Origin of the sequence: Kosakonia sp. SOY2 (genome assembly GCF_027109175.1) — a bacterium.
Taxonomy (GTDB): Bacteria; Pseudomonadota; Gammaproteobacteria; order Enterobacterales; family Enterobacteriaceae; genus Kosakonia.
This window is the reverse complement of the sequence record NZ_JAPVXH010000002.1, coordinates 742,695-760,441: the sequence shown is the minus strand read 5'-3', so window position 1 is coordinate 760,441 and position 17,747 is coordinate 742,695. Positions and strand designations below refer to the sequence as shown.

General features: G+C 53.9%; 22 protein-coding genes. 14 read left to right on the top strand and 8 right to left on the bottom strand.

All coding sequences use genetic code 11. The features are described 5' to 3' along the window. The first annotated feature begins 129 nt into the window (after positions 1 to 129). From O3S68_RS16715 to O3S68_RS16680, 8 genes are all read left to right on the top strand, one after another. Positions 130 to 1,311 (top strand): phage tail sheath protein, encoded by a 1,182-nt coding sequence (locus O3S68_RS16715; RefSeq protein WP_045513765.1) that lies wholly within the window; start codon positions 130 to 132, stop codon positions 1,309 to 1,311. A gap of 12 nt (positions 1,312 to 1,323) precedes the next feature. Continuing rightward, entirely contained in the window at positions 1,324 to 1,842 is a 519-nt protein-coding gene (locus O3S68_RS16710) for a phage major tail tube protein (protein ID WP_020454793.1), read from the top strand. Between the two features lie 60 nt (positions 1,843 to 1,902). After that, entirely contained in the window at positions 1,903 to 2,184 is a 282-nt protein-coding gene (locus tag O3S68_RS16705; protein WP_020454794.1) for a phage tail assembly protein, read from the top strand. Between the two features lie 32 nt (positions 2,185 to 2,216). Beyond that, the gene (locus O3S68_RS16700) at positions 2,217 to 2,336 is read left to right on the top strand and encodes a GpE family phage tail protein (RefSeq protein ID WP_017459930.1); all 120 of its coding nucleotides are present in this window, start codon (positions 2,217 to 2,219) and stop codon (positions 2,334 to 2,336) included. Continuing rightward, positions 2,329 to 4,101 carry a phage tail tape measure protein gene (locus O3S68_RS16695; protein ID WP_269232000.1) on the top strand — a complete coding sequence of 591 codons (1,773 nt, stop codon included), beginning with the start codon at positions 2,329 to 2,331 and terminating at the stop codon, positions 4,099 to 4,101. Before O3S68_RS16700 ends, O3S68_RS16695 begins: the two co-directional genes overlap by 8 nt. A 14-nt stretch (positions 4,102 to 4,115) precedes the next feature. Beyond that, a complete protein-coding gene (locus O3S68_RS16690) occupies positions 4,116 to 4,574 on the top strand; it encodes a phage tail protein (protein ID WP_269231999.1) in 459 nt (152 codons plus the stop codon). After that, positions 4,574 to 5,710: a contractile injection system protein, VgrG/Pvc8 family gene (locus O3S68_RS16685; protein WP_269231998.1), complete on the top strand. Its 1,137-nt coding sequence runs from the start codon at positions 4,574 to 4,576 to the stop codon at positions 5,708 to 5,710. The genes O3S68_RS16690 and O3S68_RS16685 overlap by 1 nt, the downstream gene beginning before the upstream one ends. A 78-nt stretch (positions 5,711 to 5,788) precedes the next feature. Then, positions 5,789 to 5,983, top strand: a complete 195-nt coding sequence (locus tag O3S68_RS16680) for an ogr/Delta-like zinc finger family protein (protein WP_017459926.1) — start codon at positions 5,789 to 5,791, stop codon at positions 5,981 to 5,983. A gap of 427 nt (positions 5,984 to 6,410) precedes the next feature. Here the strand turns inward: O3S68_RS16680 and rplS are convergent, their stop codons facing one another. The 5 genes from rplS to ffh form a co-directional block, all read right to left on the bottom strand. Beyond that, the gene (rplS, locus tag O3S68_RS16675) at positions 6,411 to 6,758 is read right to left on the bottom strand and encodes a 50S ribosomal protein L19 (protein ID WP_004104634.1); all 348 of its coding nucleotides are present in this window, start codon (positions 6,756 to 6,758) and stop codon (positions 6,411 to 6,413) included. Between the two features lie 41 nt (positions 6,759 to 6,799). Continuing rightward, positions 6,800 to 7,567: a tRNA (guanosine(37)-N1)-methyltransferase TrmD gene (gene trmD / locus O3S68_RS16670; RefSeq protein WP_269231997.1), complete on the bottom strand. Its 768-nt coding sequence runs from the start codon at positions 7,565 to 7,567 to the stop codon at positions 6,800 to 6,802. A 30-nt stretch (positions 7,568 to 7,597) separates the two neighbouring features. Next, on the bottom strand, positions 7,598 to 8,146 hold the full coding sequence (rimM, locus tag O3S68_RS16665; RefSeq protein WP_017459924.1) for a ribosome maturation factor RimM: 549 nt from the start codon (positions 8,144 to 8,146) through the stop codon (positions 7,598 to 7,600). An 18-nt stretch (positions 8,147 to 8,164) separates the two neighbouring features. Further along, on the bottom strand, positions 8,165 to 8,413 hold the full coding sequence (gene rpsP, locus O3S68_RS16660) for a 30S ribosomal protein S16 (RefSeq protein ID WP_017459923.1): 249 nt from the start codon (positions 8,411 to 8,413) through the stop codon (positions 8,165 to 8,167). A gap of 257 nt (positions 8,414 to 8,670) precedes the next feature. Further along, complete coding sequence (ffh, locus tag O3S68_RS16655) at positions 8,671 to 10,032, bottom strand: signal recognition particle protein (protein ID WP_017459922.1); 1,362 nt, start codon at positions 10,030 to 10,032, stop codon at positions 8,671 to 8,673. Positions 10,033 to 10,198: 166 nt separating this feature from the next. Here ffh and O3S68_RS16650 point away from each other — a divergent pair, with 166 nt between their 5' ends. Both O3S68_RS16650 and O3S68_RS16645 read left to right on the top strand, forming a co-directional pair. Beyond that, on the top strand, positions 10,199 to 10,987 hold the full coding sequence (locus O3S68_RS16650; RefSeq protein WP_020454801.1) for a cytochrome C assembly family protein: 789 nt from the start codon (positions 10,199 to 10,201) through the stop codon (positions 10,985 to 10,987). A 17-nt stretch (positions 10,988 to 11,004) separates the two neighbouring features. Further along, entirely contained in the window at positions 11,005 to 12,291 is a 1,287-nt protein-coding gene (locus tag O3S68_RS16645; protein WP_025263874.1) for an HlyC/CorC family transporter, read from the top strand. A 46-nt stretch (positions 12,292 to 12,337) separates the two neighbouring features. On the opposite strand, the gene grpE is transcribed toward O3S68_RS16645, so the two are convergent. After that, positions 12,338 to 12,934: a nucleotide exchange factor GrpE gene (grpE, locus tag O3S68_RS16640; RefSeq protein ID WP_147271691.1), complete on the bottom strand. Its 597-nt coding sequence runs from the start codon at positions 12,932 to 12,934 to the stop codon at positions 12,338 to 12,340. Between the two features lie 123 nt (positions 12,935 to 13,057). Between grpE and nadK the strand changes: the two genes are divergently transcribed. The 3 genes from nadK to bamE all read left to right on the top strand — a co-directional run bounded on the left by nadK (position 13,058) and on the right by bamE (position 16,174). Then, positions 13,058 to 13,936 carry an NAD(+) kinase gene (gene nadK / locus O3S68_RS16635; RefSeq protein ID WP_020454803.1) on the top strand — a complete coding sequence of 293 codons (879 nt, stop codon included), beginning with the start codon at positions 13,058 to 13,060 and terminating at the stop codon, positions 13,934 to 13,936. An 87-nt stretch (positions 13,937 to 14,023) separates the two neighbouring features. Continuing rightward, the gene (recN, locus tag O3S68_RS16630; RefSeq protein ID WP_269231996.1) at positions 14,024 to 15,685 is read left to right on the top strand and encodes a DNA repair protein RecN; all 1,662 of its coding nucleotides are present in this window, start codon (positions 14,024 to 14,026) and stop codon (positions 15,683 to 15,685) included. Positions 15,686 to 15,832: 147 nt separating this feature from the next. Continuing rightward, entirely contained in the window at positions 15,833 to 16,174 is a 342-nt protein-coding gene (gene bamE / locus O3S68_RS16625) for an outer membrane protein assembly factor BamE (protein ID WP_269231995.1), read from the top strand. A gap of 136 nt (positions 16,175 to 16,310) precedes the next feature. Here the strand turns inward: bamE and O3S68_RS16620 are convergent, their stop codons facing one another. Next, positions 16,311 to 16,604: an RnfH family protein gene (locus tag O3S68_RS16620; protein ID WP_045513749.1), complete on the bottom strand. Its 294-nt coding sequence runs from the start codon at positions 16,602 to 16,604 to the stop codon at positions 16,311 to 16,313. After that, the gene (locus O3S68_RS16615) at positions 16,594 to 17,031 is read right to left on the bottom strand and encodes a type II toxin-antitoxin system RatA family toxin (protein WP_269231994.1); all 438 of its coding nucleotides are present in this window, start codon (positions 17,029 to 17,031) and stop codon (positions 16,594 to 16,596) included. The genes O3S68_RS16620 and O3S68_RS16615 overlap by 11 nt, the downstream gene beginning before the upstream one ends. Before the next feature lie 158 nt (positions 17,032 to 17,189). Between O3S68_RS16615 and smpB the strand changes: the two genes are divergently transcribed. Further along, on the top strand, positions 17,190 to 17,672 hold the full coding sequence (gene smpB / locus O3S68_RS16610) for an SsrA-binding protein SmpB (protein ID WP_017459912.1): 483 nt from the start codon (positions 17,190 to 17,192) through the stop codon (positions 17,670 to 17,672). Positions 17,673 to 17,747: the final 75 nt, after the last annotated feature.

Here is a 17,747-nt window from a genome sequence, read left to right as displayed (position 1 = left end):
CAGAAACGGGCCCCGGCCCGTTTTTTTTGTCTACCGTGTTGTTTCATCCCCACGCCAACCCCGACAAATAGCGCGTTAGCGCTGCGGTCTGGAAAATAGCACTCACCCCAACACCACGGAGTTAATCGGATGAGTGACTACCATCATGGCGTTCAGGTCGTCGAAATCAACGACGGCACACGCGTCATTTCCACTGTCTCAACTGCTATCGTCGGCATGGTTTGTACGGCCAGCGACGCCGATGTGGCAACCTTTCCACTGAATGAACCGGTGCTTATCACCAACGTGCAAAGCGCCATCGCTAAAGCGGGCACCAAAGGTACGCTGGCATCGTCTTTACAGGCGATTGCCGATCAGGCGAAACCGGTGATTGTTGTGGTGCGTGTCGCGGAAGGTAGCGGCGACGATGCCCAGGCGCAGACGATTTCCAATATCATCGGCACCACCGATGCAAACGGGAAATACACCGGTCTGAAAGCGCTGCTGACCGCTGAAGCGGTGACCGGCGTGAAACCGCGTATTCTTGGCGTGCCGGGTTACGACACCCTGGAAGTCGCAACCGCGCTGGCCCCCATCTGCCAGAAGCTGCGTGCCTTCGGTTACGTCAGCGCCTGGGGCTGCAAAACCATTTCGGAAGCTATTAAGTACCGCGAGAATTTCAGCCAGCGCGAGCTGATGGTGATTTGGCCGGACTTCCTCGCCTGGGATACCGTTGCTAATGCCAGCGCCACGGCGTACGCCACGGCGCGCGCACTCGGCCTGCGCGCTTATATCGACCAGTCTGTTGGCTGGCACAAAACCCTGTCTAACGTCGGCGTTAACGGCGTGACCGGCATCAGCACCCCGGTGTTCTGGGATCTGCAGGAATCCGGCACCGATGCGGATCTGCTGAATCAGGCTGGCGTCACCACGCTGATTCGTAAAGATGGCTTCCGTTTCTGGGGCAACCGCACCTGCTCGGATGATCCGCTGTTCCTGTTTGAAAACTATACCCGTACCGCGCAGGTTATTGCCGACACCATGGCCGACGCGCATATGTGGGCGGTGGACAAACCGATTACCGCGACGCTTATCCGCGACATCATTGATGGCATTAACGCGAAATTCCGCGAGCTGAAAAGCAACGGTTACATCGTCGATGCGACCTGCTGGTTCGATGAATCCGCGAACGACGCCGAAACCCTGAAAGCCGGGAAACTGTATATCGATTATGACTATACGCCGGTCCCGCCACTGGAAAACCTGACCTTACGCCAGCGCATCACCGATAAGTACCTGGCGAACCTGGTCTCCTCGGTTAACAGCAATTAAGGAGCCTGATAAATGGCAATGCCGCGAAAACTGAAATACATGAACGTGTTCCTCAATGGCTACAGCTACCAGGGTGTCGCCAAATCCATCACGCTGCCAAAGCTGACCCGCAAGCTGGAAAACTACCGTGGTGCAGGCATGAATGGCGTCGCGCCGATTGATATGGGTCTCGATGAAGAGGCGATGTCAATGGAGTGGTCGCTGGGCGGCTTCCCGGATGAAGCTATCTGGGAACTGTATGGCGCCACCAGCGCCGACGCGGTGCCGATCCGCTTCGCCGGTTCTTACCAGCGCGATGACACCGGGGAAACGGTGGCAGTGGAAGTGGTGATGCGTGGTCGCCAGAAAGAGATCGACACTGGCGAAAACAAGCCGGGTGAAGATACGGAATCCAAAATCTCCGTGGTTTGCACCTACTTCAAACTGACCATTGATGGCAAGGAGCTGGTGGAGATCGACACCGTCAACATGGTTGAAAAAGTGAACGGCGTCGACCGTCTCGAACAGCACCGCCGCAATATCGGCCTGTAATGCCCCACCCGGTCAGCCTGGCTGGCCGGGTCTTCCCCCCGCAAAAGCAACGAGGATCGTATGAGCCACGAAACAGATAACGTCATTACCCTGCAAACCCCGATTAAACGCGGCGAGCAGTTGATCAATTCCCTTACGCTGATGAAACCGAACGCCGGTACGCTGCGCGGCCTGAGCCTGGCCGCGGTGGCAAACGCCGAAGTGGACGCGCTGATTAAAGTGCTGCCGCGCATCACCTCCCCTTCACTTACCGAGCAGGAAGTGGGCGCGCTGGATCTGGCCGATATGGTGGCGCTGGCGGGCAAGGTGGTCGGTTTTTTGTCACCAGCTTCGGGACAGTAAATTTTCCGGCCAGGCTGTCGGTTGACGATCTGATGGCGGATATCGCGGTGATCTTCCACTGGCCGCCATCAGAGCTTTACCCCCTGAGTCTGAGCGAACTCATCACCTGGCGCGAAAAAGCGCTGCAGCGAAGCGGAAACACATATGAGTAACAGCGTAAATATCGAGGCCCTGCTCGCTGCTGTTGATCAAGCGAAGCGGCCCTTTCAAACCCTGCAGACGGCGAATGTGTCGCTGTCTGACAGCATAAAAGCAACGGAGAAAAACCTGAGCGGGTTGTATGGGCAACTCGCGCAGGTGGATGGCTTAATGCGGGCGGAAAAAGCCCTTACCTCAGTCAATGTGCGGCTGGAAACGATGCAGCAGCGTACGCAAAAACTGGCGGAACAAGGCCCGCCGACGCGCAGCCACGCCAGTCTTTTGCAGTTCACACAACAGCGTGTCGGCCAGCTGCATCTGCAGCGCCTCAACCTGACGGCGAAAGTCGCCAGGCGGAAAAGCGTGGTTACCGAATCCGGCCTTGACGCTGCGGCGCCACTGGCGGAAAAGCTGCGGCTGAAAAGCCGCATCAGCGACAGTTCGGCGCAGTTGGTAACCCAACAGCAGAGCCTGAAACAGGAAAACCGGCAGCAACGGCAGAAGAAAATCCAGGATGCGCAGCAGAGCATCACAGGGATGGGCGGAAAAGTCGCCAGCCTTGGGAAGGCCAGTATGTCGGTGGCAAACACCGGTTTTAGCCTTGGCAAAAAATTGCTGCAACCGGGTTATGAAGCATCACTGCAAGCGCGCCCTACCGTGCAGCCTGCGCCAGCGGGCACCGCTGTCGCCAGCCTCCAGCAGAACGCCGGAAACCGGGCCCAGCCGATCGCCAACCAGCAACAAAGCGGCGGCGATGCTGCGGCCGTGACGCAAAACAATGCCGGCAACCTTGGCACGGATTTAGCGGCGCTGCAGGCGGCTTATCAATCCCTGAGCGTGGACATTTTCGCCACCCAGGAGTCGTCGCTGCGCATGCTGGTACAGACCGCGACTGGTTATCTCGGGCAGCTTCAGCAGTGGGTGCAAAATAACCAGGGGCTGGTGCAAAGCTTTGGTCTGATAGCGACGGTGATCGTCGGCGTTGCAGGGGCAATTGGCACTATCGCAAGCGTGATTGCGCCCGTCTTTACGGGGATCAGCACGCTTATCACCATTGCCACGACCTTCGGCAGCGTGTTTACCACCGTTTGTGGTGGGATCATGGCGGTTATCGGCGGACTCACCTGGCCAATTGTTGCCGTGGTGGCTGCCATCGCCGCTGGCGCTGCGCTGATTTATAAATACTGGGAGCCTATTAGCGCCTTTTTTAGCGGCGTGATTGAGGGGATCGTCGCGGCATTTGCCCCCATTGCAGAGATGTTTTCGCCATTACAGCCGGTTTTCGATGCCATCGGCGGTGCACTGCAAACGGTAAAAGAGACCTTTATCGCGCTGCTGACGCCAATCAAGGCCAGCGAGGAGACGCTCACTCAATTCGGCAACCTCGGGCAGAGTGTCGGTAAAGTGCTGGTTACTGCATTCACCTGGCCACTGAACCTCTTCCGTTCACTGAGCGAGAGCGCGACGGGGTTGCTGGAGACGCTGGGCATTATCGATAAGAAACCCGCACTGGCGCTCAAACCATCGATCGAGCAACCCGCTACCGGAGGGGTATCCAGCTATATCCAGCCCACAAGTTCGCAACCGGGGTATAACGCCTATCAGATGGCGCGCCCGTCAACCGGCAGCTCTTACCTCGACCAAAGCCGTACGGAATATAACGTCACGCTGCAGGGCGATGTCACGCCGGGCAGCAGCAACGAACGTTACCTGCAGGATCTGTTCCGCCAGGATGCCGATAACCGGCGCAACAACGCGTTATCCCAATTCAACCCGTAAGGAGAGTTCGCATTATGATGCTGGCATTGGGGCTTTTTGTTTTTATGCGGCAGACGCTGCCATTTCAGAATATGAGCCGTACCTCAGCGTTTAACTGGAAGAACAACGCGCGTGTGGGCAAGCGCGCGGCGTTTCAGTACATCGGTCCAGGGGAGGAAACCATCGAAATTACGGGCGCGCTCTACCCGGAACTCACTGGCGGTGTGCTGTCGCTTGCGGCGGTACGTCTGATGGCCGATCAGGGTCGCTCATGGCCGCTTATTGACGGAACCGGAATGATTTACGGCATGTATGTAATAAGCAGCGTCACCGAAAACGGTTCTGAGTATTACAGCGACGGTTCACCGCGCAAAATCACCTTCACGCTCAAACTTACGCGCGTTGATGAATCGCTGGAGGCCCTGGCGGGCGATCTTCAGGCCCAGGGGGAACAACTGTTCAGGGACCCGACGAAGATGCTGGGGAACATGTGATGATTGACGTACTCACCCAGGATTTGGGGCGAACAAGCGTCCCCCTGTTTACGCTGAAGCTAAAGCAGAAACAGCATGATCCGCAGCAAGCGCAAAAACAGCAAGTAAAAGACATTACCTACGATATTGCGCCTCGCCTGATAGCATTGACCGTCACCGATAATCGCGGGTTTGAAGCCGATACACTAACGTTAACGCTGGATGATGCCGACGGGAAAATCCAGATGCCGCAGCGCGGTAATGAGGTAAGTGTCGCCATTGGTCGACTGGGAGAACTGCTCACTAATATGGGCACGTTTACCATCGATCAGGTGACGCATCGAGGTACGCCGGATCAGGTGGTTGTTACCGGCCGCAGCGTCGATTTTCGCGGCAATATGAATAGCCCAAAAGAGTGGTCATGGCATGACACAACGCTTGGCGAAGTTGTCAAAGATATCGCCTGGCGTAATTCACTGAGCGCCAGTGTCGCGCCAGCGCTGGCAAATATAAAAATCGCCCATATCGACCAGTCTAATGAGTCCGACATTGGCTTTCTTACCCGGCTGGCAACTCGCAACGGTGCTGAAATCGCCGTGAAATCAGGTACGCTGATTTTCCTTGTTCCGGGCATGTGCGTTCGGGGCGGCAAGGTTGTTCCTTCGGTGACGATCACCCGCAGCGATGGCGACTCACACGAGTTTACCCTTGCCGATCGCGCAGCTTACAGCGGTGTGGTTGCCCACTGGCAAGATACCAGAACGCCAAAAGCGCAGACGAAGCAGGTAAAACTGACGCGCAAAATCGCGACAACCAGCAATGAAAAACAGGAAGCGACCGATTACACCGCTGGATCAAAAGATAATATCTATACCCTGCCGACGACATACTCTTCTAAAGATGAAGCCATGCGGGCGGCAGAGGCACAGTGGCAAGATATCCAGCGCAACGCGGCGAAATTTACGCTCACTCTCGCTCAGGGGCGCACCGATATCTCAGCAGAAAGCCCTGTGTATGTTTCAGGCTTTAAAGATGCGATCAACAATACGCCCTGGGTAATCAAAAAAGTGACACATGGCATTGATAGCAATGGTTTTATTAGCAAACTGCAGCTGGAGGTTCGGGTTGATGGCGTTAAATATGAAGTGCAGGAATAACGTCAAATGCATTCTTTAACTTGCATTTGCAAGCCAAAAGGATAATATAACTGGCATATACACGAGGGAGAAACCACCATGATGCATTGCCCGGTATGCCAACAAGCGGCGCACGCGCGCTCCAGCCGCTACCTCAGTTCTGAAACCAAAGAGCGCTATCACCAGTGCCAGAATATTCACTGTGGTTGTACGTTTGTCACCCATGAGTCGCTGGCGCGTTACATTGTCCGCCCGCCAGCACTGCAAGTGAGCGCGTCACACGCCGGGAAGTAATCCGGCGAAAATAATCAAAAGCCTGCGCCAGCAGGTTTTTTATTTCTGCATCGATAATAGGTAATGGAAAAAAATACGTGGGCAATGGATGGTCACAGAGCATAAAAACCACTGATACAGGAAACGCCCTGGGTTCAGCCTAAATTAAATATGCGTCTGCCTGCCCGGAGAGATGTCGATCCTGATAAGGATGCGAAACCAGAATTTGTTAGCGTGCGGATCTACAGGATGCTGTTTTTAGCTCGCAATCAAACCATTAATAAAGCTCGCTGCCTGCTGTGAACGATTTAAATCCCAAAGCAATACGCCAAAACCTGGCGCTGAACACGTCTAAAGAAGGTGGTTTTCAGATGAGTATAAAAAAGGGGCTGGCATTACGCCAACCCCTTGTTTCATAACACGCTTTGGATGTAGCGTGTGCGCTATCTTAGTTAAGACGCTCTTTGATACGAGCAGACTTACCAGTACGCTCACGCAGGTAGTACAGTTTAGCTTTACGAACGGCACCACGACGTTTGACAGAGATGCTGTCAACTACCGGAGAGTGAGTCTGGAAGACACGCTCAACGCCTTCGCCGTTGGAAATTTTACGAACAGTGAATGCAGAGTGCAGACCGCGGTTACGAATAGCGATAACCACGCCCTCGAATGCCTGCAGACGTTTTTTGGAACCTTCAACAACCCATACTTTCACTTCCACGGTGTCACCCGGACGGAAGGAAGGCACGTCCTGCTTCATCTGCTCTTGTTCAAGTTGCTTAATAATGTTGCTCATAATTTAATCTCTTATCCTGGGTAAACTGATATTCGGGTGGCTTAAGCCATCCCATCATGTTTCTGTTGCTGTTGCGCTTGTTCCCGTTGGAACTCCGCCAGCAACCTTGCTTGCTCTTCAGTCAGAGCCAGGTTTTCCAGAAGTTCAGGTCTTCTAAGCCAGGTGCGGCCCAGCGACTGCTTCAAACGCCAGCGACGTATCTCGGCATGGTTCCCCGACAGTAACACCGCCGGTACTTCCATTCCTTCTAACACTTCAGGTCGGGTATAGTGTGGGCAGTCCAGCAACCCATCGGCAAAAGAATCTTCCGTTGCCGAAGCTTCATGCCCCAGTACCCCCGGAATAAACCGGGAAACCGAGTCAATCAGCGTCATCGCTGGTAACTCACCACCGCTGAGAACGTAATCGCCGATAGACCATTCTTCGTCAATCTCGGTTTGAATTACGCGCTCATCTATCCCTTCGTAGCGACCGCACACCAGAATCAGTTTCTGATTCGTTGCCAGTTCGCTGACGCCCGCTTGATCAAGCTTGCGCCCCTGAGGCGACAGATAAATCACTTTGGCGCCTTCGCCCGCCGCGGCTTTTGCTGCATGAATGGCGTCCCGTAGGGGGTTCACCATCATTAACATCCCCGGTCCGCCGCCGTAAGGACGATCGTCCACGGTACGGTGCCGGTCGTGAGCGAAATCACGCGGACTCCAGCTCTGGATGCTCAGCAGGCCATTTTTTACTGCCCGGCCAGTTACCCCGTAGTCGGTAATCGCGCGGAACATTTCAGGAAACAGGCTAATTATGCCAATCCACATAGCGCCGTCTTTTACCGTATATCCGGAGGTTTAAAAACCAGGATCCCAATCTACTTCAATGGTTTGAGTAGTGAGATCGACTTTCTTGATAACCTGCCCATCGAGGAACGGAACCAGCCGCTCCTTGATACCAAATGCATCTTTCAGGTTTGCCTTGATGACGAGAACGTCATTCGACCCGGTTTCCATCATATCGACGACTTTACCGAGGCTGTAACCTTCAGTAGTCACTACCTGGCAGCCCATCAGGTCTTTCCAGTAGTAGTCACCCTCTTCCAGTTCCGGCAACTGCGCGGAATCAACGACAATTTCACAATTGGTCAGCAGATTCGCGGCATCTCTGTCATCAACACCTTTCAGTTTGATGACGATGTCCTGATTGTGGTAGCGCCAGCTTTCCAGCTCAATGCTCTGCCACTGACCCGCCTTCTGGATAAACCAGGGCTGATAGTCAAAAATGCTTTCGGCGTCTTCGGTGGAGGAAAACACTCTGAGCCAACCACGAATTCCGTAAGAAGACCCCAGCTTGCCGACAATAATTGGCTCAACAGGGACCGGTGCGGCTTGTTGCTTGCTCATCATGACCACCGTGACAGATTAAGCTGCTTTCTGTGCTGCTTTGATCAGCGCGGAAACGCGATCGGAAACGGTAGCGCCCTGGCCAACCCAGTGCTGAATACGATCCAGATCCAGGCGGGTGCCTTCTTCTTTCTCGGAAGCGATCGGGTTGAAGAAACCAACGCGCTCAATGAAGCGACCGTTGCGTGCATTGCGGCTGTCAGTAACAACAACCTGGTAGAACGGACGCTTTTTAGCGCCGTGACGTGCTAAACGAATAGTTACCATAACATCCTCTTGTGTGAATAAAACACCAGGCCCCATCGAGGAACGGAGCCCGGTGTCATATTAAAAGCCCGAAAATTTTACTGATTTTGGGGGAAATTGCAATCAGGATAAAGTAAACAAGGGATATAAGGCGTATATCGGTGCAGCCAGTTTAGTTCCGGCGTGCGCACAGAAAGCGGAGCGTACACGGAGTACGTGAGCATTTCGAGCACGCCCGGGGGCTAAAATGGCAAACAAGATAGCCTTACGCCCTTGTTTTAGCGACCCGGGAAACCAGGCGGCATCATCCCCTTCATCCCGCGCATCATCTTCGCCATCCCGCCCTTCTTCATCTTCTTCATCATGCGCTGCATGTCGTCGAATTGTTTGAGCAGACGGTTCACATCCTGCACCTGCATGCCGCAGCCGGCGGCGATACGGCGCTTACGCGAACCTTTGATGATGTCCGGGTTGGCACGCTCTTTCAGCGTCATGGAGTTAATGATCGCTTCCATACGCACCAGCACTTTGTCGTCCATTTGCGCTTTAACGTTGTCCGGGATCTGGCCCATGCCCGGCAGCTTGCCCATCAGGCTCGCCATGCCGCCCATGTTTTTCATCTGGCGCAGCTGCTCAAGGAAGTCGGTCAGATCGAAACCGTCGCCCTTCTTCAGTTTATTCGCCAGCTTTTCAGCCTGCGCTCGGTCAACTTTGCTTTCGATATCTTCGATAAGCGACAACACGTCGCCCATGCCAAGGATGCGTGAGGCGATACGATCCGGGTGGAACGGCTCCAGCGCTTCCGTTTTCTCGCCGACACCGAGGAATTTAATCGGTTTGCCGGTGATATGGCGAATGGAGAGCGCCGCACCGCCGCGCGCATCACCGTCCACTTTCGTCAGCACCACGCCGGTCAGCGGCAGCGCTTCATTAAAGGCTTTCGCGGTATTCGCGGCGTCCTGACCGGTCATGGCGTCGACGACAAACAGGGTTTCTACCGGCTTAATCGCCGCGTGAACCTGTTTGATCTCATCCATCATCGCTTCGTCGACATGCAGACGACCGGCGGTATCCACCAGCAGCACGTCGTAGAATTTCAGCTTCGCCTCTTTCAGCGCGGCGTTAACGATGTCAACTGGCTTTTGCGCGACGTCAGAAGGGAAGAAATCGACGTCAACCTGCTGCGCCAGCGTTTCCAGCTGTTTGATCGCCGCCGGACGGTAAACGTCGGCAGAAACGACCATCACTTTCTTCTTGTGCTTCTCGCGCAGGAACTTACCGAGTTTACCGACGCTGGTGGTTTTACCCGCCCCCTGCAGACCCGCCATCAGCACTACCGCTGGCGGCTGCGCGGCAAGGTTCAGGCTCTGGTTCTCTTCGCCCATCGCCGCAACCAGTTCGTTGCGCACGATTTTGACGAACTCCTGGCCCGGCGTCAGGCTCTTGTTCACTTCATGGCCAACCGCTTTCTCTTTTACGCGGTTGATAAAATCACGCACCACTGGCAGCGCAACGTCCGCTTCCAGCAGTGCCATACGCACTTCGCGCAGGGTATCTTTGATGTTGTCTTCAGTGAGGCGTCCACGGCCACTGATATTGCGCAGGGTGCGCGACAAACGATCGGTTAAATTATCAAACATTGTCTCTCGCCTGAGGTGATACGATGGCCGCCAGCGCGACGCATAACAGAAATTTCCCGGAGTATAACATGAAGACATTGCTCCTGTATGTGATGCAACTGTTGGAGCCAACGTCACGTAACGTTATACTGCTTTTCTTTCTTCTTCAGTCAACTGCCGACATCCTATGCCCGTTTTTGCCCTGATCGCTCTTGTCGCCTACTCAATCAGCATTGCGCTGATCGTTCCCAGCCTGCTGCAAAAAAACAGCGGCTGGCGCAGAATGGCTATCCTTTCGGCGGTAATCGCACTTATTTGTCACGGTTTCGGCCTGAAAGAACGCCTGTTCCCGGATGATGGCGGGCAAAACCTGAGCCTGCTGAATGTCGGTTCGCTGGTCAGCCTGATGATCTGTACGGTAATGACGATTGTGGCGTCGAAAAATCGCGGCTGGCTGCTGCTGCCGATTGTCTATACCTTCGCGTTAATCAACCTTGCTTTCGCCGTTTTTGTACCCAATGAGTACATTACCCATCTGGAAGCCACGCCGGGCATGATGGTGCACATTGGCCTGTCGCTTTTCGCCTATGCCACACTGATTATTGCGGCTATGTACGCGCTGCAACTGGCCTGGATTGACTATCAGTTGAAGAATAAACGGCTGGCGTTCAGTAACGAAATGCCACCGCTGATGGTGATTGAGCGCAAAATGTTCCACATTACGCAGGTTGGCGTTGTGCTGCTGACGCTGACGCTATGCACCGGCCTGTTCTTTATGCAGAACCTGTTCAGCATGGAAAATATCGACAAAGCGGTGCTCTCAATCATCGCCTGGTTTGTCTACATTGTTCTGCTGTGGGGCCATTACCATGAGGGCTGGCGCGGCCGCAGGGTCGTCTGGTTCAACGTTGCAGGCGCGGGGATTTTAACGCTGGCCTATTTTGGCAGCCGCATTCTGCAGCAGTTCGCGAGCTAATCACAAAGGAGTTCCCCCTGGAACACATTTCCACCACGACGCTGATTATTACGCTAATCATCATGGTCGTGGTTTCGGCCTACTTTTCCGGTTCCGAAACCGGAATGATGACACTCAACCGTTACCGCTTGCGCCACTTAGCCAAGCAGGGCAACCGCGCGGCAAAACGCGTAGAAAAGCTGTTGCGTAAACCCGACCGCCTGATAAGCCTGGTGCTGATTGGTAACAACCTCGTCAATATTCTGGCGTCGGCAATTGGCACCATTGTTGGGATGCGCCTGTATGGCAATGCTGGCGTCGCTATTGCCACCGGTGTGCTGACCTTTGTGGTGCTGGTGTTCGCCGAAGTGTTGCCAAAAACCATCGCCGCGCTCTACCCGGAAAAAGTGGCCTTCCCCAGTAGCTTCCTGCTCGCGCCGCTGCAAGTCATCATGATGCCGCTGGTGTGGTTGCTGAACGGCGTGACGCGCGTGCTGATGCGCATGGTGGGTATTAAAGCGGATGTGGTGGTCAGCGGCGCGCTCAGCAAAGATGAGCTGCGCACCATTGTGAACGAATCGCGCTCGCAAATTTCCCGCCGCAACCAGGACATGTTGCTGTCGATTCTCGATCTGGAAAAAGTCAGCGTTAACGACATCATGGTGCCGCGCAACGAAATTGTCGGCATTGATATCAACGACGACTGGAAGGCCATTGTTCGCCAGCTCACGCACTCGCCGCACGGTCGCATTGTGCTCTACCGTGATTCGCTGGACGACGCCATCAGCATGCTGCGCGTGCGTGAAGCCTACCGGTTAATGACGGAAAAAAACGAGTTCACCAAAGAGGTGATGCTGCGCGCCGCTGACGAAATCTACTATGTTCCGGAAGGTACGCCGCTGAGCGTGCAACTGGTGAAATTCCAGCGCAATAAAAAGAAAGTCGGCCTGGTGGTCGATGAGTATGGCGATATTCAGGGGCTGGTGACGGTCGAGGATATTCTGGAAGAGATTGTCGGCGACTTTACCACCTCCATGTCACCTGCGCTGGCGGATGAAGCCACGCCGCAAAATGACGGCTCGGTGATCATCGACGGCAGCGCCAACGTGCGCGAACTGAATAAAGCCTTTAACTGGCGCTTACCGGAAGACGAAGCCCGCACCATTAACGGCATGCTGCTGGAGGCGCTGGAAGAGATCCCGGCGGTGGGTACGCGAGTGCGTATCGAGCAGTACGACATCGATATTCTCGACGTGCAGGACAATATGATTAAGCAGGTTCAGGTGATCCCGGTGAAAGCACTGCGGGAAAGCGTCGCCGAATAAGCGAAAAAAAACCCTCTCCGGACGGAGAGGGTTTATCTAAAAAAAGTTACGCCTTCGCTTTAGCAACGGTCACCATCGCTGCGCGAATAGTGCGGCCGTTTAAGGTGTAACCTTTTTGCATCACGCCCAGCACTTTACCAGCGGCAATCTCTTCAGATTCCACCATGGCAATCGCCTGATGCACGTTTGGATCCAGCGGAACGTCGGTTTCAGCAATCACTTCCACGCCGAATTTCTTCACCACATCCAGCATGTTTTTCAGCGTCAGTTCAATGCCTTCAACCATCGGTGCCATCTCGGCGTTGTTTTTGTCCGCCACTTCCAGTGCGCGATCCAGGCTATCGATAACCGGCAGCAGTTCATTGACGAACTTCTCCAGCGCGAATTTATGCGCTTTCTCGATATCCTGTTCGGTACGGCGACGCAGGTTTTCCATTTCCGCTTTAACGCGTAAAACAGTTTCGCGCTCGCGGCTTTCCGCTTCAGCTAACTGCGCTTCAAGGTTCGCAATTTTCTCATCGCGCGGATCCACCTGCCCAGCAGAATCGTCAGACTCAACAACTGCCTCAACTTCGTCGTGCTGTTCCATGATAATTTCTTCCGGGGCTTGCCCGTCAGGCGTTTTCTGTTCTTTACTACTCATGAATTTCTCCGCGTTTTTTTGCATTCATCTCGCTAACCTGCATTATTATGGGGATCAGTTTCCGGGATTCAAGGGAACGTGACAGATTGTCATCATTTCACTCGCCACAAGGACCTCCAGAAAATGACCCATCATTTCAAGTGTATTGGTATTGTCGGGCATCCACGGCACCCTACCGCACTGACCACACATGAAATGTTATATCGCTGGTTAAGCGCCAAAGGTTATGACGTCATTGTCGAACAACAGATTGCCCAGGAATTGCAGCTCAATAATGTGAAAACCGGCACGCTGGCAGAAATCGGTCAACAAGCCGATCTCGCGGTGGTTGTCGGCGGCGACGGTAATATGCTGGGCGCGGCGCGCACGCTGGCGCGCTATGATATCAAGGTTATTGGGATTAACCGCGGCAACCTCGGCTTTCTCACCGATCTCGATCCCGACAACGCGCAGCAACAGCTGGCCGACGTGCTGGAAGGTCATTATATCGCTGAAAAACGTTTTTTGCTGGAAGTGCAGGTCTGCCAGCAAGAGTGCCAGAAACGTATCAGCACCGCGATCAACGAAGTAGTACTCCACCCGGGCAAAGTTGCCCATATGATTGAATTTGAAGTCTATATCGACGAAGTTTTCGCCTTTTCCCAGCGTTCGGATGGGCTGATTATCTCAACCCCTACCGGTTCCACCGCCTATTCACTCTCCGCCGGCGGGCCGATTCTGACGCCATCGCTGGATGCCATCACGCTGGTACCGATGTTTCCGCACACGTTGTCTGCGCGCCCGCTGGTGATAAACAGCAGCAGCACTATTCGCCTGCGCTTTTCCCATCGTCGCAGCGATCTGGAGGTGAGTTGCGACAGCCAAATCGCGTTGCCGATTCAGGAAGGTGAAGATGTACTTATCCGCCGCTGCGACTATCACCTCAATCTTATTCACCCTAAAGATTACAGTTATTTCAATACGTTAAGCTCTAAGCTCGGCTGGTCGAAAAAATTGTTCTGAAAATCATCGCACAACACTTTACTGTATATAAAACCAGATTATACTGTACGAAAATACAGTTATGGTTTTTCATACAGGAAAGCAACCATGTTGGCACAACTGACCATCAGTAATTTTGCTATCGTTCGTGAGCTCGAGATTGATTTTCACAGCGGGATGACAGCTATTACCGGCGAAACCGGGGCGGGTAAATCGATTGCCATTGATGCACTCGGGCTATGCCTGGGCGGTCGTGCGGAAGCCGACATGGTACGCGCAGGCGCGCCGCGCGCCGACCTGTGCGCCCGCTTCGCACTAAAAGATACTCCCGCCGCCCAACGCTGGCTCGAAGAGAACCAGTTAGAAGATGGGCGTGAGTGTTTACTTCGCCGAGTGATCAGCAGCGACGGGCGCTCCCGTGGTTTTATCAACGGCACGGCGGTACCGCTTTCCCAGTTGCGCGAGCTGGGCCAGTTACTCATTCAGATCCATGGTCAGCACGCGCATCAGCTTCTTATTAAGCCTGAGCAGCAGAAAAACCTGCTCGATGGCTACGCCGGTGAGTATGCGCTAACTCAGCAAATGACCGAACACTACCGTGCCTGGCATCAAAGCTGCCGCGAGCTGGCCCAGCATCAACAGCAAAGCCAGGAGCGCGCCGCCCGCGCAGAGCTTTTGCACTACCAATTGAAAGAGCTGAATGAATTTAACCCGCAGCCAGGCGAGTTCGAGCAGATTGATGAAGAGTACAAACGCCTCGCCAATAGTGGTCAGCTACTGTCTACCAGCCAGCATGCACTGAACGTGCTGGCAGACGGTGAAGAGGCCAATCTGCAAAGCCAGCTCTATACCGCCCGCCAACTGCTTGGCGAACTGGCAGGTATGGACGCACGTCTTTCCGGCGTGCTGGATATGCTCGAAGAAGCTGCTATTCAGATTAGCGAAGCCAGCGATGAGCTGCGCCACTACTGCGACCGCTTAGATCTCGATCCAAACCGTCTGTACGAACTGGAACAGCGTATCTCACGACAGATTTCGCTGGCGCGCAAACATCACATCAGCCCGGAAGAGCTACCTCAGTTTCACCAGTCACTGCTTGATGAACAGCAACTGCTCGACGATCAGGCTGATTCCCAGGAAACCCTGGCGCTGGCTGTCACACACCATCACCAGCTCGCGCTGGCGACCGCCCAGCAGTTGCATGAGCAGCGCGTGAAATATGCGCAGGAACTCGGCGAATTAATTACTGAAAGCATGCATGCGCTCTCCATGCCGCACGGCGTCTTTACCATTGATGTGGCGTTTGATGCCCATTCGCTGACAGCTGAAGGTGCCGATCGCATCGAATTTCGTGTGACAACCAACCCCGGCCAGCCGCTGCAATCAATCGCCAAAGTCGCCTCTGGTGGTGAACTGTCGCGCATTGCGCTGGCTATCCAGGTGATCACCGCACGGAAAATGGAAACCCCGGCGCTGATCTTCGATGAAATCGACGTTGGCATCAGCGGCCCAACAGCCGTGGTTGTAGGTAAGCTGTTGCGCCAGTTGGGTGAATCCACGCAGGTAATGTGCGTAACGCACCTGCCGCAGGTTGCCGGTTGTGGCCATCATCACTTCTTTGTCAGCAAAGAAACGGATGGCGCAATGACCGAAACGCATATGCAGCCGCTGGATAAACGTGCCCGTTTGCAGGAACTGGCGCGCCTGCTTGGCGGTAGTGAAGTGACCCGCAACGCGCTGGCGAACGCCAAAGAGCTGCTGGCAGCGTAAACTTTTTTGTAATATGACGGTCAGAGTTCTCGACAAAATCGACAACAGACCCGCCGGCAAAGGTTTTAAACTGGCGAAAGGTCTATTATCATCGGCATATTACATATGAGCCACGTATTGTTCGGGCCGAAAAGGAATCAAATCACTATGCGCTGTAAAATGCTGACTGCTGCCGCAGCGGTTCTTCTGATGTTGACCGCAGGTTGCTCTACCGTAGAACGCGTGGTTTACCGTCCTGATATCAATCAGGGGAACTACCTGACGCCAAATGATGTTTCTAAAATCCGCGTAGGTATGACGCAACAGCAGGTTGCCTATGCACTGGGTACGCCGATGATGACCGACCCATTTGGCAGTAACACCTGGTTCTACGTGTTCCGCCAGCAGCCGGGTCATGAAGATGTTTCTCAGCAAACCCTGACGCTGACTTTCAGCAGCAATGGCGTATTGATCAATATGGATAACAAACCTGCGCTGACCAAAGGCTAAGGTTGCAGAAATGTAAAAAGGTGCTCAATGAGCACCTTTTTTGTTTGAGTTTGTATGAGCCATTTATGTCGGCTCTTTTCCCGTCGTGTTCGGATTCTTACTTACCGGCGCCGGTAACAAAACCCATGCTATCAGCTTACGCTTTCTTAGCCGACTTCTCAGCGCGCTGGCGGCGCAGCTCTTTCGGATCGGCAATCAGCGGGCGGTAAATCTCTACGCGATCGCCGTCGTGCACGGCATCGTGCAATTTCACCGGGCGGCTATAAATCCCTACTTTATTCACCTTCAGGTCAATATCATCACGCAGCTCGAGCAAACCTGAAGCGCGTATCGCCTGCTCAACGGTTGCGCCCTCTTCAAGCGTAACCCGTTGAAGATACTGTTTCTCCGGCAGTGCGTAAGCCACTTCTACCGCGATATTACCCGGCACGGTAAACCTCTTTCGCCCGGTGGGTAAACGCCTGCACCATGTTTGCCGCCAGTTCTTTAAAGATGCGGCCAAACGCCAGTTCAATCAGCTTATTGGTAAATTCAAAATCAAGTTGAAATTCTACCCGGCAGGCATCAGCACTTAGCGGCGTGAATTTCCACCCACCGATCAACGACTTGAATGGGCCATCGACCAGATGCATCAAAATGCTTTGATTAGTGTCCAGCTTATTACGCGTGGTAAACGTTTTGCTGATCCCGGCTTTGGAAACATCCACCGCCGCGGTCATTTGCGTCGGCCCGGATTCCAGCACCCGGCTGCCAGTACAGCCAGGCAAAAACTGCGGGTAGGATTTTACATCATTCACTAACTTGTACATTTGTTCCGCGCTGTAAGGCACCAGCGCAGTACGGCTAATCTGAGGCATATCGTTTTCCGCGTTCACACAATCGTCAAATAATACCATTTCCCCAGGATGAAAGGAAAACGCAATGCCCGAACTCATGCTAAGATAACCGGCTAAACCTCACAGGACGCAATGAGGTCAGTTTCAGATATCAGATTACCGGATGGCTTCACGACACTATGACGAAGAAAAAAGCATACAAACCAGGTTCAGCCACCATTGCGCTGAATAAGCGCGCCCGCCATGAATACTTTATCGAAGAGGAATTTGAGGCCGGGCTGGCACTGCAAGGCTGGGAAGTAAAATCCTTACGCGCCGGTAAAGCAAACATCGGTGACAGCTACGTTATTCTGAAAGACGGCGAAGCCTTTCTGTTTGGCGCAAACTTTACGCCACTGACCGTAGCCTCCAGCCACTATGTTTGCGATCCGACTCGCACACGTAAGCTACTGCTTAATCAACGCGAACTCGATTCACTGTATGGACGTATCAACCGCGAAGGTTACACCGTGGTGGCGCTGTCGTTGTACTGGAAAAATGCCTGGTGCAAAGTGAAAATCGGCGTGGCGAAAGGTAAGAAACAGCACGACAAGCGCACCGATTTGAAAGAGCGCGAATGGCAGCTAGATAAAGCTCGCATTATGAAAAACGCCGGGCGTTAATCGCGTCCGCATTGCCCTCTCACGCCGGGAGAGGGCATCGAACATTTCTCAACCCTCACTCAGCGTCTCATTCAG

What these genes read in the sequence shown, in the direction of transcription:
- rimM (WP_017459924.1), bottom strand. Translation starts at nt 8,146, where the DNA reads ATGAGCAAGCAACAAGCCGCACCGGTCCCTGTTGAGCCAATTATTGTC.
- rpsP (WP_017459923.1), bottom strand. Translation starts at nt 8,413, where the DNA reads ATGGTAACTATTCGTTTAGCACGTCACGGCGCTAAAAAGCGTCCGTTC.
- recN (WP_269231996.1), top strand. Translation starts at nt 14,024, where the DNA reads ATGTTGGCACAACTGACCATCAGTAATTTTGCTATCGTTCGTGAGCTC.
- O3S68_RS16680 (WP_017459926.1), top strand. Translation starts at nt 5,789, where the DNA reads ATGATGCATTGCCCGGTATGCCAACAAGCGGCGCACGCGCGCTCCAGC.
- O3S68_RS16705 (WP_020454794.1), top strand. Translation starts at nt 1,903, where the DNA reads ATGAGCCACGAAACAGATAACGTCATTACCCTGCAAACCCCGATTAAA.
- O3S68_RS16615 (WP_269231994.1), bottom strand. Translation starts at nt 17,031, where the DNA reads ATGCCTCAGATTAGCCGTACTGCGCTGGTGCCTTACAGCGCGGAACAA.
- O3S68_RS16685 (WP_269231998.1), top strand. Translation starts at nt 4,574, where the DNA reads ATGATTGACGTACTCACCCAGGATTTGGGGCGAACAAGCGTCCCCCTG.
- O3S68_RS16700 (WP_017459930.1), top strand. Translation starts at nt 2,217, where the DNA reads ATGGCGGATATCGCGGTGATCTTCCACTGGCCGCCATCAGAGCTTTAC.
- O3S68_RS16710 (WP_020454793.1), top strand. Translation starts at nt 1,324, where the DNA reads ATGGCAATGCCGCGAAAACTGAAATACATGAACGTGTTCCTCAATGGC.
- bamE (WP_269231995.1), top strand. Translation starts at nt 15,833, where the DNA reads ATGCGCTGTAAAATGCTGACTGCTGCCGCAGCGGTTCTTCTGATGTTG.
- ffh (WP_017459922.1), bottom strand. Translation starts at nt 10,032, where the DNA reads ATGTTTGATAATTTAACCGATCGTTTGTCGCGCACCCTGCGCAATATC.
- grpE (WP_147271691.1), bottom strand. Translation starts at nt 12,934, where the DNA reads ATGAGTAGTAAAGAACAGAAAACGCCTGACGGGCAAGCCCCGGAAGAA.
- rplS (WP_004104634.1), bottom strand. Translation starts at nt 6,758, where the DNA reads ATGAGCAACATTATTAAGCAACTTGAACAAGAGCAGATGAAGCAGGAC.
- smpB (WP_017459912.1), top strand. Translation starts at nt 17,190, where the DNA reads ATGACGAAGAAAAAAGCATACAAACCAGGTTCAGCCACCATTGCGCTG.
- nadK (WP_020454803.1), top strand. Translation starts at nt 13,058, where the DNA reads ATGACCCATCATTTCAAGTGTATTGGTATTGTCGGGCATCCACGGCAC.
- O3S68_RS16650 (WP_020454801.1), top strand. Translation starts at nt 10,199, where the DNA reads ATGCCCGTTTTTGCCCTGATCGCTCTTGTCGCCTACTCAATCAGCATT.
- O3S68_RS16715 (WP_045513765.1), top strand. Translation starts at nt 130, where the DNA reads ATGAGTGACTACCATCATGGCGTTCAGGTCGTCGAAATCAACGACGGC.
- O3S68_RS16695 (WP_269232000.1), top strand. Translation starts at nt 2,329, where the DNA reads ATGAGTAACAGCGTAAATATCGAGGCCCTGCTCGCTGCTGTTGATCAA.
- O3S68_RS16690 (WP_269231999.1), top strand. Translation starts at nt 4,116, where the DNA reads ATGATGCTGGCATTGGGGCTTTTTGTTTTTATGCGGCAGACGCTGCCA.
- trmD (WP_269231997.1), bottom strand. Translation starts at nt 7,567, where the DNA reads ATGTGGATTGGCATAATTAGCCTGTTTCCTGAAATGTTCCGCGCGATT.